The sequence below is a fragment of the Ensifer sp. NM-2 genome, assembly GCF_003024455.1.
GTDB lineage: Bacteria > Pseudomonadota > Alphaproteobacteria > Rhizobiales > Rhizobiaceae > Ensifer > Ensifer canadensis.
In genome coordinates this window covers 281238-295265 of record NZ_PVZR01000004.1, presented here as the reverse complement: position 1 = coordinate 295265, position 14028 = coordinate 281238, and the positions used below count along the sequence as shown (strand labels likewise).

Below are 14028 nucleotides of genomic sequence, written 5' to 3'. Positions count from 1 at the left end.
GATGAGCGTCTTCGAAGTCCGCCAGGGCACCTCGCCCGTCATCCTCGGCTTTCCGCACACCGGCACGGATGTGCCGGCTGAAATATGGGACCGTCTCAACGATACCGGTCGCCTGCTCGCAGACACCGATTGGCACATTCACAAGCTCTATGAAGGCCTGTTGCCTGATGTTACCGTCGTGCGCGCCACCTTCCACCGCTACGTAATCGACGCCAACCGCGACCCGGAAAACGTCAGCCTTTATCCCGGGCAGAACACCACCGGGCTTATCCCGGAGACCGATTTCGACGGGTTGCCGATCTGGAAGGATGGCGAGGCCCCGACGGAGGCCGACACGGCATCGCGCCTGCGCCAATTCCATGCGCCTTATCACGCCGCATTTCTGGCCGAGATCGAGCGGGTCAAGGCCATCCACGGCATCGCCATCGTCTACGACTGCCATTCCATCCGCTCGCATATCCCGTTCCTGTTCGACGGCAAGCTGCCGGACCTGAACATCGGCACGGACATGGGCCGCACCTGCGCGCCTGCTATCGAGAAGGCCGCCGTCGATATCGCCGCTTCGGCCGATGGTTACACGAGCATTCTCAACGGCCGCTTCAAGGGCGGCTGGACGACCCGGCATTACGGGCGCCCGGAAACCGGCGTGCACGCCATCCAGATGGAACTGGCGCAATCGACCCATCTTGCCACCGAGGAGCCGCCTTTCGTGCTCGACGCCAGCAAGGAGGAACGCCTTCGCGCGCCCCTTCGGGCCATTCTTCAAAGCATCGAGAATACCGCATTCGACCTTAAAACGCTGACAGGGAGCGAGGCATGACCATGAACAATCCGCGCCACAATATTCGCGACGTGCGCGCCCCACAGGGCACCACGCTCAACGCCAAGAGCTGGATGACCGAAGCGCCGCTGCGCATGCTGATGAACAACCTCGACCCGAACGTGGCAGAAAACCCGCACGAGCTGGTCGTCTATGGCGGTATCGGCCGCGCCGCCCGCACGTGGGCCGACTTCGACAAGATCGTCGAAACCCTGAAGGACCTCAACGAAGACGAGACCCTGCTCGTCCAGTCCGGCAAGCCGGTCGGCGTCTTCCGCACCCACAAGGATGCGCCGCGCGTCCTGATCGCCAACTCCAACCTGGTGCCGCATTGGGCAACCTGGGACCACTTCAACGAGCTGGATAAAAAGGGTCTGGCGATGTACGGCCAGATGACGGCCGGCTCGTGGATCTACATCGGCACGCAGGGCATCGTTCAGGGCACCTACGAAACCTTCGTCGAGGCCGGCCGCCAGCATTACGGTGGCAGCCTCAAAGGCAAGTGGGTGCTGACAGGTGGTCTGGGCGGCATGGGCGGCGCACAGCCGCTGGCAGCCGTCATGGCCGGTGCATCCTGCCTCGCCGTCGAGTGCAACCCGGACTCGATCGACTTCCGCCTTCGCACCCGCTACGTCGATGAAAAGGCGGAAACGCTCGACGAGGCGATGGAGATGATCGCCCGCTGGACGAAAAACGGCGAAGCCAAGTCCGTCGGCCTGCTCGGCAACACCGCCGAAATCCTGCCGGAAATGGTTCGCCGCGGCATCCGCCCGGATATGGTCACCGACCAGACCTCCGCGCATGATCCGGTCAACGGCTACCTGCCCAAGGGCTGGACCATGGCCGAGTGGAAGGCCAAGCGCGAGAGCGACCCGAAGGCTGTCGAAAAGGCTGCGCGCGCCTCGATGCGTGAACATGTGGAAGCCATGATCGCCTTCCAGGACATGGGCATCCCGACCTTCGACTACGGCAACAACATCCGCCAGGTCGCCAAGGAAGAGGGCCTCGAAAACGCCTTCGCCTTCCCCGGCTTCGTGCCGGCCTATATTCGCCCGCTCTTTTGCCGCGGCATCGGCCCGTTCCGTTGGGCCGCACTCTCCGGCGATCCGGAAGACATCTACAAGACCGATGTCAAGGTCAAGGAACTGACCCCCGGCAACACCCACCTGCACAATTGGCTCGACATGGCGCGCGAGCGCATCTCGTTCCAGGGACTGCCAGCACGCATCTGCTGGGTCGGTCTCGGTGATCGCCATCGGCTCGGCCTCGCCTTCAACGAAATGGTCAGAAACGGCGAGCTCAAGGCTCCTGTTGTCATCGGCCGCGATCACCTCGACTCCGGCTCGGTCGCCTCGCCGAACCGCGAAACGGAAGCGATGAAGGACGGCTCGGACGCCGTCTCCGACTGGCCGCTGCTCAACGCCCTCTTGAACACTGCGTCCGGCGCCACCTGGGTGTCGCTGCACCATGGCGGCGGCGTCGGCATGGGCTTCTCGCAGCATTCGGGCGTCGTCATCTGCGCCGATGGCACTGATGATGCCGCCAAGCGACTTGAGCGTGTACTCTGGAACGACCCGGCCACCGGCGTCATGCGCCACGCCGATGCCGGCTACGACATCGCGCTCGACTGCGCCAAGGACAAGGGCCTGCGCCTGCCGGGCATCCTCGGCAACTGACGAAGATTTAGGGGCGCCGGTCTGGCGCCCCTACCCCTTGTTCTTACGGGGTGGTCGCTTTCCGATTGCCGCCTTCGAGCAAGAGCAGTAGCCCAAGGCCCGCCAATCCGCCAAGACCTCCAAGAAGTGCTGTTCCCGAATAGTCGCTGATGCGGGTGCCGAGTGCAAAGAGCGCCGCGCAAAGGCCGCCGCTCATGAAGATGTTGACCGAGATCAGCGAGCTTCCGAGCCCCGGCCGGTCGGCAATCAATTCCTGCAGGTAGGTGATGGGGATCGTGATCAGCGCGGCAGCGCCGAAGGCGCTGATCAGCGTCAGCGCATAGATGTGCCACGGCGCCGACGACAGTCCGAGCAGGACCATGTAGCCGATATAGATGACCGTCCCGAGCGCCAGTGCCTTCGCCGGCAGCAGGCTCACCTGGATGCGCGCCCAGACGAAGATGAAGACCACCTCTAGAAAAGCGACAACGCCGGCGATGATGCCGATATCCGTGACGCTACCACCGACGGCATTGGTCATGATCAGCGGCAGGACGGCCGCGTTGATATGCAATGTCGAGGTGATCATTGCCACCGCGACCACGCGCGCGAAGATGCGCGGCGCAAGGATCTCGCCGAAGGATGTCCAATAGGAAAGGCGCTTGCCCAGGCCCGGATCGACGCCGCGCTCGTTCGGCAAGGAGAAGAAGACCAGAAGCAGGTTGGCCGAGCATCCGAGGCTGGCGAGCAGATAGGCGGGCAGCATGCTGTCGCCACCGGCAAGCGCAAAGCCCACCAGCCCGGGCACCAATACCCAGGCAAGCGAAATCGCCGCGCGCGCGCCGGTCGTCAGAGCGCCGGCGTCCTGCCCACTCATGCGCCGCGCGACGCTGCGCACATTGGCAAAGAGCAACGTGTAGACTGCGCCATAGATCGGCAGGAACAGAAGCACGCTGACGAGAAAGCTCGATTGATAGGGCAGGACATAGACAATGCCGTAGCCGACCACGCCGAACAGGATCGCGGTCGACATCAGCACGCGATAATTGCCGATCCGATCGGCAAGGATGCCGATGGAAACGCTGACGATGACGTTCACCGTCGCGGCGGCCAGAATCAGCAGTGAATAGAGCCCGTCACTCAGGCCCAGTTCGTTGATGCCGACCACGGATTGATAGGGTGAGGTTGCCGCCCCGGCGAAGCCGAAGAGAAAGATCGCCAGCATGCTGACCCGAATCGACGGGTTGCGCATGGCGCTGAAAAGCGAGGAAGTCATGATGATGCACGTCCACGAAGGAGGCGATTTCAAAAGGGGAGCTTGGCGCCGGCGGGTCGCACCGGCGGTTGCATTGCGGGAAGCTGCTTACACCGATTCCGACCAGCGCGCCGAGAGATTCGCCTTGGGCATAAAGTCGAATTCCTGATCGAAGGGAAATGCGGGACGAGAGCGGTGCAGGCTTGCCAGATGGGGGATGTCCTGGTTGACGACACCATCGGTCAACGCCATCAGGTTGGGGTTGGCAATCGGCGCGAGTTCCGGCGAGAGATAGCCTGACTTGACCACGAGCAACCGGACATTGCTCGGGTCGAGGCCGAGGCGGGTGAAGTCGGCGATATCGTGATAGGGTCGACGTCGCGCCGAAAGCACGACGTCGATCGCCCCAACGCGGACAACCGCCTGGCGCTCCTTTGCAGGACCAGGATCATCGAGCCGTACGACTTCCACCAGCATCTCCGCGACGGGACTTGCCGGATCGAGGCTGCCGCCGATCTTCAGCATCAGGTTTTCGCCGACGCCGGCAGCAAAGCAGGCTTCCACGGCAGGACGATCGGCGATACCGGCGATGAGTGCGCCGCGCCACCCCCGCGCAAGCAGGGCCTTCAACACATCCGCCCTATCGCCGACACCGCCGCCGGTCGGGTTGTCGCCGGAATCGGCAAGGATGATGGGGGTTGTCGTCGCCTTTTCGGCGACATCGAGCATGGCGTCGAGCGGGCCCGTCACAGGACCGAAACGGAAATTGCGACGTTCCGCCCAGTATGCCGCCGCAATGTCGACGGCTGCCTGCTCTGCCGCGGCCCGATCGGTCGCGGTAATCACGGCACAAGCCGTTGCACGCGGCTCGTCGGCCCAGACATAGCCGACCATCAGGTTGGCATCGAGCACACCCGGCCGCGCGTCGATGTCGGGCAGTTGCCGGTAGAGGCCCCTGGCCGGCTCGTCCTCGGTAGAGGTGCATTCCCCCGGCAGCAACACGGGGATCTTTGCCCACGCAACACCCGGGCGCGTCCCGCTGCGTAGCGCCTCAATGAGCATCGCCCAGGCGCGGATCATCGTTTCACGCGTGTCGATGTGCGGCGCGGTCCGATAGCCCGCGAAGATGTCGATCTGGTCGATGATACGCTGGCTGACATTGCCGTGCAGATCGTAGCTGGTGGCGATCGGGCAGTCCGGCCCGACGACAGATCTCGCGGCAGAGATCCAGTCCCCCTCAGCATCCTCCATGCCGTCGACCTTGATCGCCCCATGCATGGCGAGATAGAGCCCGTTGATCGGCAGGGCCTGTTGCAGCCGGTCGAGAAACTCCGCCTTGAAGGCGTCGTAGGTCGGTCGGGACACCGGCCCACCGGGCACGGCGCGCGCGTGCAGGAGCGGCAGATGCTCGATGCCTTCAGCGTCGAGAAAATCGAAATACTCCGCCTGGAGCAGATCCGCCCCGCGCAGCACCCGAAAATCCTCGACCGCCATCAGCACCGGCGAATAGGTGCTGCACTCCGTATGGATACCGCCGACGGCAATGCGCATGGAAGCTCCTGTCACAGTTTCGGGCTCAAGGGAGCGATCGCAGCAAAGCGCTGCCAGTCCTTGGCGGATTTCGGGGTCCATGCGGCTTCGGCGATGGCGCACAGCCTGGGGAAGACGAGCCGATTGAAGTAGCCGCGCGACAGGAAATGCTCCGACCAGATGCAGGCCTGAACGCCCTTCATGCGCGCTTTCAGCTCATCCGGAAATTCGCCTTCGGCCTCGTAGCCATAGGTATGGGCCGACGTTGCCGTCCCGGCCCAGCTGGCGCCCGGTTCCTGCCAGGCGTCGGCCTGCGCCATGTCGAGATAATAGGCCTGACCGGGCGTCATCACCACGTCATAGCCTTCCCGCGCAAGCTCGATGCCGACCTCCGGCCGCTCCCACGCCATCAGCAACGTGCCTTCGGTCTCGACGCCGCCGCCATGGGCGACCTCGTTCCACCCGGCAAGCTTGCGGCCGCGGACGGTCAGCATCTGCTTGACCTTCTTCAGGAAGAAGGATTGCAACGCAAAGGTGCCGGAAAGACCCTCTTTCTCCATCAGCTTCTTCGCCAGCGGCGAGGCAAGCCAGGAACCGTTGGCAACCTCGTCGCCGCCGATATGGATGTACTGACTCGGGAACAACTCGACCATTTCGTCGAGCACTTTCTCGAGGAAGTCATAGGTAAAGGCGATCGCCGGATTGAGCGCATTGTTCGGGTAGCCCTGAACGGAATGATAGCTTTCCGGCGCTTCTTGGCCATCGGTCAGGTCAGGCAGGGCGACAAGCGTGGCGGTGCTATGGCCGGGAATGTCGATCTCCGGAACGATCTCGACGTGAAGCGCCGTCGCCTGGGCCACCAGGGCTTTCACATCCTCTTGGCTGTAGAACCCGCCGGCGGGTTCCGCACCGTTGCCGAGTTGCGGCAACAACGGTTCGTCCGGCCCGCGCAGCACGCCGATCGTCGTTAACGTTGGAAACGCCTTGATTTCAAGCCGCCAGGCCTCGTCATCCGTCAGATGCCAGTGGAAGATGTTGAGCTTGAACCAGGCGAGAATATCGATGAGGCGGGAAATGTCCGATGTCGGGTAGAATTGCCTGGATACGTCGAGATGACAACCGCGCCAGCCGTAACGCGGCGCATCGGAGATCGTGCCCTGCGCCGGAAAACGGAATTTTTCCGGATGCGTGCGCGCGCCGTTCAGCAGCTGCGCCAAGGTCGTCAGCGCGTATTGCCGGCCGGCAGCACCACCATAGGCAAGGCGGATCTCCTTGGTCGAGAAGGCCAATTCGTAGGCCTCGGCAGCAAGCGTCGCATTCTTCGAGAAGACAATTGCCCGCCCTTGACTGGAGGCAACCAGGCTGAATGGCGCATGCCCCGCCGAAAACAGACGATGAAAAAGCCCAAGCACGCTCGCGACCGCTGCCACGTCGTCGGGCGCCGTCATCGGCGCGGGGTAAAGCACGACGGGAAAGCTGTCGCCTGCCCAGGCGTCGATTTGCGCCGGCCATGGCTGCATCGAAAACGGCAGGTCGAGCTTGCCTTCGGGCAGTTGTGCTGGCGGAGGCTCGCTCATGGCATTTTCCAGGAGCAGATCGGAGACGGCGACCGGCACATGCTCGCCGCTCGAAAACGTCAGATAGGCTGACTTGGCACCATCAGTGCAGTGCTTCGCCTGTCGATGCAGGCCGCTCACCGTGAACGTCCAGCTTTCGCCGGGGCCAAGCGTCAGCCCGGCGGGTGGTGCGAATTCATGAAAATTGGCGTTGCGGCGCAGGAAAGTGGCGTTGTCGCAGGCCTCCGGCACGATTACGCGCGTGAGCGACGTGTACACCAGGCGGAAGCCCGTGAGCGGTGTGGCTGAGAAATTGAACAGCGTGAAGGTGAACCGGCCAAATGCGCCGCCGTCAGGCTGCCAGGACGCTTCGAGACGATAGGAAACGGGCGCCATGATTTTCCTCCCAGAAGTCTTTCGGTCAGTAGTAGCTAGATTGTGAGAAGGTTCGCGCCAGTTCAGCCTGGCCGGCGGTCAGACCGCAATCGACAGGCAGGCACACGCCCGAGATCGCAGCGGCGAGCGGCCCTGCGAGGAAATGTACGGCGTTGGCAACATCGTCAGGATTGACGATGCGCTGCAGTGGATACCAGCGGCGCGCTTCCTCGAAGACGTCAGGATTGGCGGCGGCACGCGCTTCCCATGCCTGCGTTCGCACAGTGCCCGGCGCAACGGCGTTGGAGCGAATGCCGAACTTGCCGTACTCGACGGCGATGAGGCGTGTCAGGTGCAGCAGGCCGGCCTTGGCGACGCTGTAGGCTGGATGACCGAAGACATTCATGCCGTTGACGGAGGCGATATTGATCACCGAGCCGCGGCTTTCCTTCAGCATGTCTTCCACCGCGCGAAAGCACAGAAAGGCCGCTTCGAGGTTCAGCGCATTGTCCATGCGCCAGATATCCGGCGTCGTATCGTGCAGGCTGACGGCGCGTGCGGCGCCGGCATTGTTGACGAGCGTGCGCACCGTACCGTGCTCGCCGGCCGTCGCGGCCAAGTTTCCGACGCTTGTCGCATCCGTCACGTCACAGGCGACCGGAACGAAGCGCTTGCCGTCGCCGATCTCGCGCGCAGCCTTCTCGGCAGCACGGCTGTCGATGTCGGCAAGCAGGACGACGTCATGGTCTTCCCCAAGACGTCTGGCGATTGCGCGGCCGATATCGCCGGCTGCACCGGTGACGATGGCGACGGACTGCATCATGCGGAAACCTTTCGCGGCACGTCAGTCTCCCAGCAACTGGCGGTCATCACCGTCGCGGTGCGTCACCAGCTGCTGCTTGATGCGCCGAAGTGTGACCGTCGCCTGCGGCTGAACCCGGTAGGCAACGAGACTTGAGAGGATATCGAGCAGCGCCAGATAGGCGATGCGGGTGGAGGTCGGACGATAGATGTTGTTGCCTTCTGGCAGGTCGACAGGAACCGTGATCGTCGCCGCGGCCGCGACCGGGCTGTTGCTCTGGGTCAGCGCAATCGTCGGCACCTTGAGCTCGCGCGCCAGCGTGAAGGCGCGCACGAGTTCGGCGTTCCGGCCCGAGAAGGATGAGCCGATCAGAACGTCGCTTGGGCGAGCGGCGGCCGCCATCATCAGTTGCATGCTGTGGTCGGAACTGGCGGTAACACGCAGGCCGTAGCGAAAGAGCCGGTTCTGCAACTCGCTGGCTATCATCGAGGAATTGCCGCCCGAACCGAAGGCATAGATCATTTCGGCCGTCGCAATGCGCTCGACCGCCTGTTCGATTGCCGCGAGATCCAGCGAACGATGCAGGAGGAAAAGCGCGTTTTGCGCCTTGGTGATGATGTCCTGGGCGACGTCGCCGGTCTCACGGCTCTTCGGCTCCGGCTTCAGGTAACGCATGCCGATATAGGCCGTGCGCGCCAATTGCACCTTGAAATCGGAGAAGCTATCGCAACCGAGCCGCCGACAGAAGCGCGTGACCGTGGGAGGAGAGACATCGGCCTTGCCGGCCAGCTCGATGATCGATGCGTTCACCGCGAACTCGAAATCGTTCAGGAGAATATCGGCGATACGGTTCTCGGATTGCGAGAGCCGGCCCTTTTCTTCCTGAAGTGTCGCGAAAATATCCATCGGCTGCCGAAGTCCTTGGGGTCTATCAGCCTTCCTTCGGCTTGTAGGCGATGCAGTCGATCTCGACCTTGCAATCAACCATCATCGCCGACTGGACGCAGGCCCTCGCCGGTGGATGCGCACCGAAATACTCCTGATAGATCTTGTTGAAAGTCCAGAAATCACGCGGATCGTCGAGCCAAACGCCGCAACGCACCACGTGCTCGGTACCGTATCCGGCCTCGTCCAGAATGGCCAGAAGATTGGCGATCGCCTTGTGCGTCTGAGGGATGATACCGCCCTCGATGATCTCGCCTTTTTCCATGGCGACCTGACCGGAAACATGCAGCCAGCCGTCCGCTTCCACCGCGCGCGCAAAGGGTAATGGCTTACCGCCCGCACCGACTTGTTCAGTGCCATACCGTTTGATGGTCATGTGTGCCTTCGTGCAAATTATTTTCTTTGATCGTTGACAAGTGACCATAGAAAGCTGAATTTGACCAGAGAAAAACACCATTCATGAAAAGAATTTCAATCCAGGGCGAAAACATGCGGGATCCCTTCCTCAATCCGTTCCCCTCTTCCGACATCGCGCGCCATAGCATCTGGGAGATGCTTGTGCCGCGCGATATCGACGCTTTTCTTTCGGCCGACTGGTCGATGGTGGCAGGTGACTTTGTCCAAGACGGCTTCATCGGCATCGATGGACGTCGCGAGACCAATCCCGACAATTGGCGCCTCACCTTTCCCTCGCTTTCGGCCTATCGCGATGAGTGGCTGCGCCAGGCGAAAGATTTCGCGGGCCTCTCCTTCGCGGAAGACACACGCACGGCGATCTTCACGACGACGACGCTTGAGGACATCGAGGTCAACGGCGACTTCGCGCTTGCGCGCAAGAAGTTCGACGGCGGGTTGAAGAAATCGGACGGCAGCTTCGACGTGATGAAATGGCAGACGGTCTATTATTGCCGCCTGCACGAGGGACGCTGGAAGATCTCCGGTTTCACCGGCTACCTGCCGAACCCGATGGGACCGGCCTAAAAAGCAAAAAGGCAACGGCATTGCGGATCTTCACAGCAGCGCTCGCAACGGAAACCAATACCTTCTCGCCCATCTGCATAGATCGCCGCGCCTTCGAGGCGTCGCTCTACGCGCCGCCGGGCGAGCATCCTGAGACGCCGACGCTCTGTACGGCGCCGATCACGGTCGGCCGCCGCATTGCGGCGGAAAAAGGCTGGACGCTGATCGAAGGCACCGCCACCTGGGCGGATCCTGCCGGCCTCGTCAACCGCCAGACCTATGAGAGCCTGCGCGATGAAATCCTCGACCAGTTGCGCGCCGCGCTTCCGGTCAATGCCGTCGTCATGGGACTGCACGGCGCGATGGTCGCTGCCGGCTACGAGGACACCGAGGGCGATCTTCTTTCTCGCATTCGCGAGATCGTTGGCCCTGATGTTCTCGTCTGCGCCGAGTTGGACCCGCACAGCCACTTGACCCAGAAGCGCGTTTCGGCGTCAGACTTCTTCGTCTACTTCAAGGAGTTCCCGCACACCGACTTCGTCGATCGTGCCGAGGATCTCTGGCGGATCGCCATCGACACGCTGGAAGGTCGCGTGACGCCTGTGATGTCAGTGTTCGACTGCCGCATGATCGACGTCTACCCAACTTCGCGCGAGCCAATGCGCTCCTTCGTCGACAAGCTGATGCGTATCGAAGCGGAGGACGCCGATGTCCTGTCGCTTTCGATGGTGCACGGCTTCATGGCGGGCGATGTTCCGGAAATGGGCACGAAGGTGCTCGCCGTGACCAACGGCAAACCGGAGAAAGGCGAGGCGCTCGCACGGGAACTCGGGCTCGAACTCTTTTCGAAACGCGGAACCTTCATCATGCCGCAGATCGACGAGAAGCAAGCTGTCGCCGAGGCGAAGGCTGCGACCGAAGGCCCGGTCGTCATCGCCGATGTCTGGGACAACCCGGGCGGCGGAACCGCGGGCGACGCGACGGTGCTGCTCGAGGAACTGCTGGCACAGGGTGTCACCAATGCCGCCGTCGGAACGATCTGGGATCCGATGGCCGTGCAGATCTGCATGGCCGCCGGCGAAGGCGCCGAAATCCCGTTGCGCTTCGGCGCCAAGTCGGCTCCGGGAACCGGCAATCCTGTCGATGGCATCGTCAAGGTGGTCAAGCTGGTCCGCGACGCCGAGATGCGGTTCGGCGAGAGTTTTGCCCCCTTCGGCGATGCAGCCCTCATTTCCTATCGCGGCATCGATATCATCCTGAATTCGACGCGGGCGCAAAGCTTCGATCCGAGCCTCTTCTCGGTGATGGGCCTCGACCCGCAGTCAAAGAGCATTCTGGTCATCAAATCGACCAACCACTTCTACGCCTCGTTCTCCAAGATCGCCGCGCAGATCCTATATTGCTCGGCCGGCACCCCCTACCCGAACAACCCCGCCAAGACCGCCTATCTGCGCGCACCCAGGAATATCTGGCCGAAGGTCGCCGATCCGCATGGTCTCGAAAAGGGAGCGGCGTGAACCAAGGCAGTTTATGCGGCGGCCGCGATCGAGGCGGATAGTCAGCAGATCGGCCTTCTGATCTGGCCTATTCTCATCACCAATAACGAAAACGGCCGCTGTCCTGGTCATGGACAGCGGCCGTTCTTGTCTTAGTCTAGCTACGCTCCGCTCAGGCCCCCGCCGGGTCGAGCAAGCCCATGTCGATATCGGTGAGTTCGACACGCCGCTCGAGCGCGATGCCCGCCTCGTCGAACAGATGGCAGTCGGCGGCACGTATGCCGGTCAACACCTGTTCCTCCGGGCGGATTGCCACCGTGCCCGGCAGCATCGCGCAATAGTTCTCCCCTTCACCGCTTATGGCGGCATAGGCAACGGTATGGGCGCCCAGGCGCTCGATCACCGTTGGCGTGACTGTCAGCGACAGGTCTCCGGCGCCGAGCAAAATGTGCTCGGGCCGGACGCCCAGCGTCAATGTCCGCCCAACCAGGCCATCGTGCGGCCTGACCGGGACGACAACCGTCTTCCCCTTGTAATCGACCTCTACGCCGGCATCGCTGACGCCTTTGCAGGTGACCGGCAGGAAGTTCATCTTCGGGTTGCCGATGAAACCGGCGACGAAAATGTTGGCTGGCTTATGGTAGAGCTCGAGCGGCGCGCCTGTCTGGGCGATTTCACCGGCATTGAGCACGACGATCCGGTCCGCCATCGTCATCGCTTCGACCTGGTCGTGCGTGACGTAGATCATCGTGGCCCGCAATTGCCGATGCAGCTTCGCCAATTCAATGCGCATGTCGGCGCGCAGCGCCGCATCGAGGTTAGAGAGCGGCTCGTCGAACAGAAAGATCTTCGGTTCGCGCACGATCGCCCGGCCGATGGCCACCCGTTGGCGCTGGCCGCCGGAGAGCATTCCCGGTTTTTGCTGTAGCCGCTGGTCCAGATGGAGAATGCGCGCTGCATGCTCCACCTTGGCCTTCAGTTTCTCTTCCGGCATGTTTTCCACGCGAAGCGGAAAGGCAATGTTCTCGAAGACAGACATGTGCGGGTAGAGCGCATAGGATTGGAACACCATCGCGATCCCGCGCTTGACCGGCGGCAGGTCGTTGACGCGTTTGCCATCGATCACGATGTCCCCCGAGCTGGTCTCATCGAGACCGGCTATCATCCTGAGCAATGTCGACTTGCCGCAGCCGGAGGGTCCGACGAAAACGACGAACTCACCGTTCCTGACTTCGAGCTGGATACCTTTCAGCACCTCGAATGTCCCGTAGAATTTCTGAACCGTATTGAGATTGAGCTGTCCCAAGAAACTGTCTCCGGCCACCGGCGAGAAGCGGCACGTTCGTAAGCGGATTGGCCTGGGCCGCGGACCAAAGATCCGCGGCCCGGTGATTTTACTTGTACTCTTCGAGGTCGGCGGCCGCCTTCTTCAAGGCGTCGGCCGGTTCGGCCTTGCCGGTCACCACCGACTGGACCATTGCGATGATGACGTTCTGGAAGCCCTTGTAGTCGGTAAAGAGCGGCTCCGGACCACCGAACGCGATGCCGTCGATGAACGGCTGCCAATAGGGGTCCTTCTTGACGAATTCGTCAACCATCGGCGACGGACGCAACGGCGTCAGGCCGGCCGCGCCTTGCAACTCATACTCACCTTGCGGACCGGGCGAGGTGATGAATTTGGCGAATTCGGTCGCCTTCTCTTCGACACCGGAGCCCTTGAAGATCGCCAGGCTGTCGGTAATCAGCAGCGTCCCCTCGCCCTTGGCCGATGGGCCGAGCGGCAGCGGCGCAACGCCCCAGTTGACCTTGGTGTCCTTCAGGCGCACGGCGGCACCAGACCCGCCCTGGATCATGCCGACCTTGCCGTCGAGGAAGATCGCGCGAACCTCGTTCTGTTCGTAGGCGGTCGCCCCTTCGACGGAATAGGGAGTGATGTCCTTGTAGGCCTGGAGCGCGGCGAGAACCTCCGGGCTGTCGATGACGATCTTGTCGCCATCGATCACCTTGCCGTTGTTGGTGTACACCCAGTGCATGAACTGGTGCATCGTGTTGTCGAAGGTCTTGGCCGGAAGGCCGTAACCGGCGATACCCGTCTTTTCCTTGATCGCCTTGGCGAACTCGATCTCTTCGGCCCAGGTCTTCGGCGGCTTCTCAGGATCAAGGCCGGCCTGCTTGAACAGGTCCTTGTTCCAATAGAGCGCCTTGGTCGAGAACGCGATCGGAACGCCCCACTGGTTGTCGTCGAAGGTCACCGTGTCGACGATGTTGGGGTAATAGCTCTTCTTTTCCTCGTCCGTCATCGGCACGGGAACGATGAGATCATTCTGGGCGAACTCCTTCAGCGTGCGCGAGCCGACATAGGCCATGGCGACCGGCGTGCCGGCAGCGGCAAGCGTCGTTGCCTTATCCTGGCACTGGGCCCAGCCGACAACTTCCGGCGTGACTTTCCAGCCTGGATTCTTTTCTTCCCACTGCTTGATGTATTTGGCGTGAACCGCATCCATGGTGTCGCCGCAGTAGATCCAGCTGATCTCCTGGTCGGCCGCCTGGGCGGTGACTGCGCCAAGCGCGGTCGAACCGAGCAGGGCGAGCGCGAGTACCCCTGTCTTGAATTGAATTGACACGTTGCAAGCT

The 14028-nt window shown here is 62.2% G+C and carries 12 protein-coding genes; 4 read left to right on the top strand and 8 right to left on the bottom strand.

Annotated elements, in window-relative coordinates; all coding sequences use genetic code 11:
* Window position 1 precedes the first annotated feature (1 nt).
* The gene (gene hutG, locus C6558_RS10845; protein WP_025428665.1) at window positions 2–820 is read left to right on the top strand and encodes an N-formylglutamate deformylase; all 819 of its coding nucleotides are present in this window, start codon (window positions 2–4) and stop codon (window positions 818–820) included.
* Window positions 821–822: 2 nt separating this feature from the next.
* Window positions 823–2496 (top strand): urocanate hydratase, encoded by a 1674-nt coding sequence (gene hutU, locus C6558_RS10840; RefSeq protein ID WP_025428664.1) that lies wholly within the window; start codon window positions 823–825, stop codon window positions 2494–2496.
* A gap of 43 nt (window positions 2497–2539) precedes the next feature.
* Here the strand turns inward: hutU and C6558_RS10835 are convergent, their stop codons facing one another.
* The 6 genes from C6558_RS10835 to C6558_RS10810 form a co-directional block, all read right to left on the bottom strand.
* Window positions 2540–3751, bottom strand: a complete 1212-nt coding sequence (locus C6558_RS10835) for an MFS transporter (RefSeq protein ID WP_107027228.1) — start codon at window positions 3749–3751, stop codon at window positions 2540–2542.
* A gap of 87 nt (window positions 3752–3838) precedes the next feature.
* Window positions 3839–5281 (bottom strand): M81 family metallopeptidase, encoded by a 1443-nt coding sequence (locus C6558_RS10830; protein WP_057218081.1) that lies wholly within the window; start codon window positions 5279–5281, stop codon window positions 3839–3841.
* 11 nt (window positions 5282–5292) lie between these two features.
* Window positions 5293–7212: a beta-N-acetylhexosaminidase gene (locus C6558_RS10825; RefSeq protein ID WP_057218083.1), complete on the bottom strand. Its 1920-nt coding sequence runs from the start codon at window positions 7210–7212 to the stop codon at window positions 5293–5295.
* Window positions 7213–7237: 25 nt separating this feature from the next.
* Complete coding sequence (locus tag C6558_RS10820; RefSeq protein ID WP_107027227.1) at window positions 7238–8014, bottom strand: SDR family oxidoreductase; 777 nt, start codon at window positions 8012–8014, stop codon at window positions 7238–7240.
* Between the two features lie 21 nt (window positions 8015–8035).
* On the bottom strand, window positions 8036–8899 hold the full coding sequence (locus C6558_RS10815; protein ID WP_025428659.1) for a MurR/RpiR family transcriptional regulator: 864 nt from the start codon (window positions 8897–8899) through the stop codon (window positions 8036–8038).
* 25 nt (window positions 8900–8924) lie between these two features.
* On the bottom strand, window positions 8925–9314 hold the full coding sequence (locus C6558_RS10810; RefSeq protein WP_025428658.1) for a RidA family protein: 390 nt from the start codon (window positions 9312–9314) through the stop codon (window positions 8925–8927).
* Window positions 9315–9427: 113 nt separating this feature from the next.
* On the opposite strand from C6558_RS10810, the gene C6558_RS10805 reads away from it, so the two are divergent.
* The gene (locus tag C6558_RS10805; protein ID WP_107027226.1) at window positions 9428–9919 is read left to right on the top strand and encodes a hypothetical protein; all 492 of its coding nucleotides are present in this window, start codon (window positions 9428–9430) and stop codon (window positions 9917–9919) included.
* Window positions 9920–9939: 20 nt separating this feature from the next.
* Window positions 9940–11415 (top strand): M81 family metallopeptidase, encoded by a 1476-nt coding sequence (locus C6558_RS10800; RefSeq protein ID WP_057220673.1) that lies wholly within the window; start codon window positions 9940–9942, stop codon window positions 11413–11415.
* A 151-nt stretch (window positions 11416–11566) separates the two neighbouring features.
* Here C6558_RS10800 and C6558_RS10795 read toward each other — a convergent pair whose 3' ends face one another.
* Window positions 11567–12700, bottom strand: coding sequence for an ABC transporter ATP-binding protein (locus C6558_RS10795; RefSeq protein ID WP_107027225.1), 1134 nt, complete (start codon window positions 12698–12700; stop codon window positions 11567–11569).
* Between the two features lie 88 nt (window positions 12701–12788).
* Window positions 12789–14018 (bottom strand): ABC transporter substrate-binding protein, encoded by a 1230-nt coding sequence (locus C6558_RS10790; protein ID WP_025428654.1) that lies wholly within the window; start codon window positions 14016–14018, stop codon window positions 12789–12791.
* Between the last annotated feature and the right edge of the window lie 10 nt (window positions 14019–14028).

Excerpts from the sequence above, each read along its gene's own strand:
- C6558_RS10805 (WP_107027226.1), top strand. The coding sequence starts at position 9,428 with ATGCGGGATCCCTTCCTCAATCCGTTCCCCTCTTCCGACATCGCGCGC.
- C6558_RS10815 (WP_025428659.1), bottom strand. The coding sequence starts at position 8,899 with ATGGATATTTTCGCGACACTTCAGGAAGAAAAGGGCCGGCTCTCGCAA.
- C6558_RS10830 (WP_057218081.1), bottom strand. The coding sequence starts at position 5,281 with ATGCGCATTGCCGTCGGCGGTATCCATACGGAGTGCAGCACCTATTCG.
- hutG (WP_025428665.1), top strand. The coding sequence starts at position 2 with ATGAGCGTCTTCGAAGTCCGCCAGGGCACCTCGCCCGTCATCCTCGGC.
- C6558_RS10810 (WP_025428658.1), bottom strand. The coding sequence starts at position 9,314 with ATGACCATCAAACGGTATGGCACTGAACAAGTCGGTGCGGGCGGTAAG.
- hutU (WP_025428664.1), top strand. The coding sequence starts at position 823 with ATGAACAATCCGCGCCACAATATTCGCGACGTGCGCGCCCCACAGGGC.
- C6558_RS10820 (WP_107027227.1), bottom strand. The coding sequence starts at position 8,014 with ATGATGCAGTCCGTCGCCATCGTCACCGGTGCAGCCGGCGATATCGGC.
- C6558_RS10825 (WP_057218083.1), bottom strand. The coding sequence starts at position 7,212 with ATGGCGCCCGTTTCCTATCGTCTCGAAGCGTCCTGGCAGCCTGACGGC.
- C6558_RS10835 (WP_107027228.1), bottom strand. The coding sequence starts at position 3,751 with ATGACTTCCTCGCTTTTCAGCGCCATGCGCAACCCGTCGATTCGGGTC.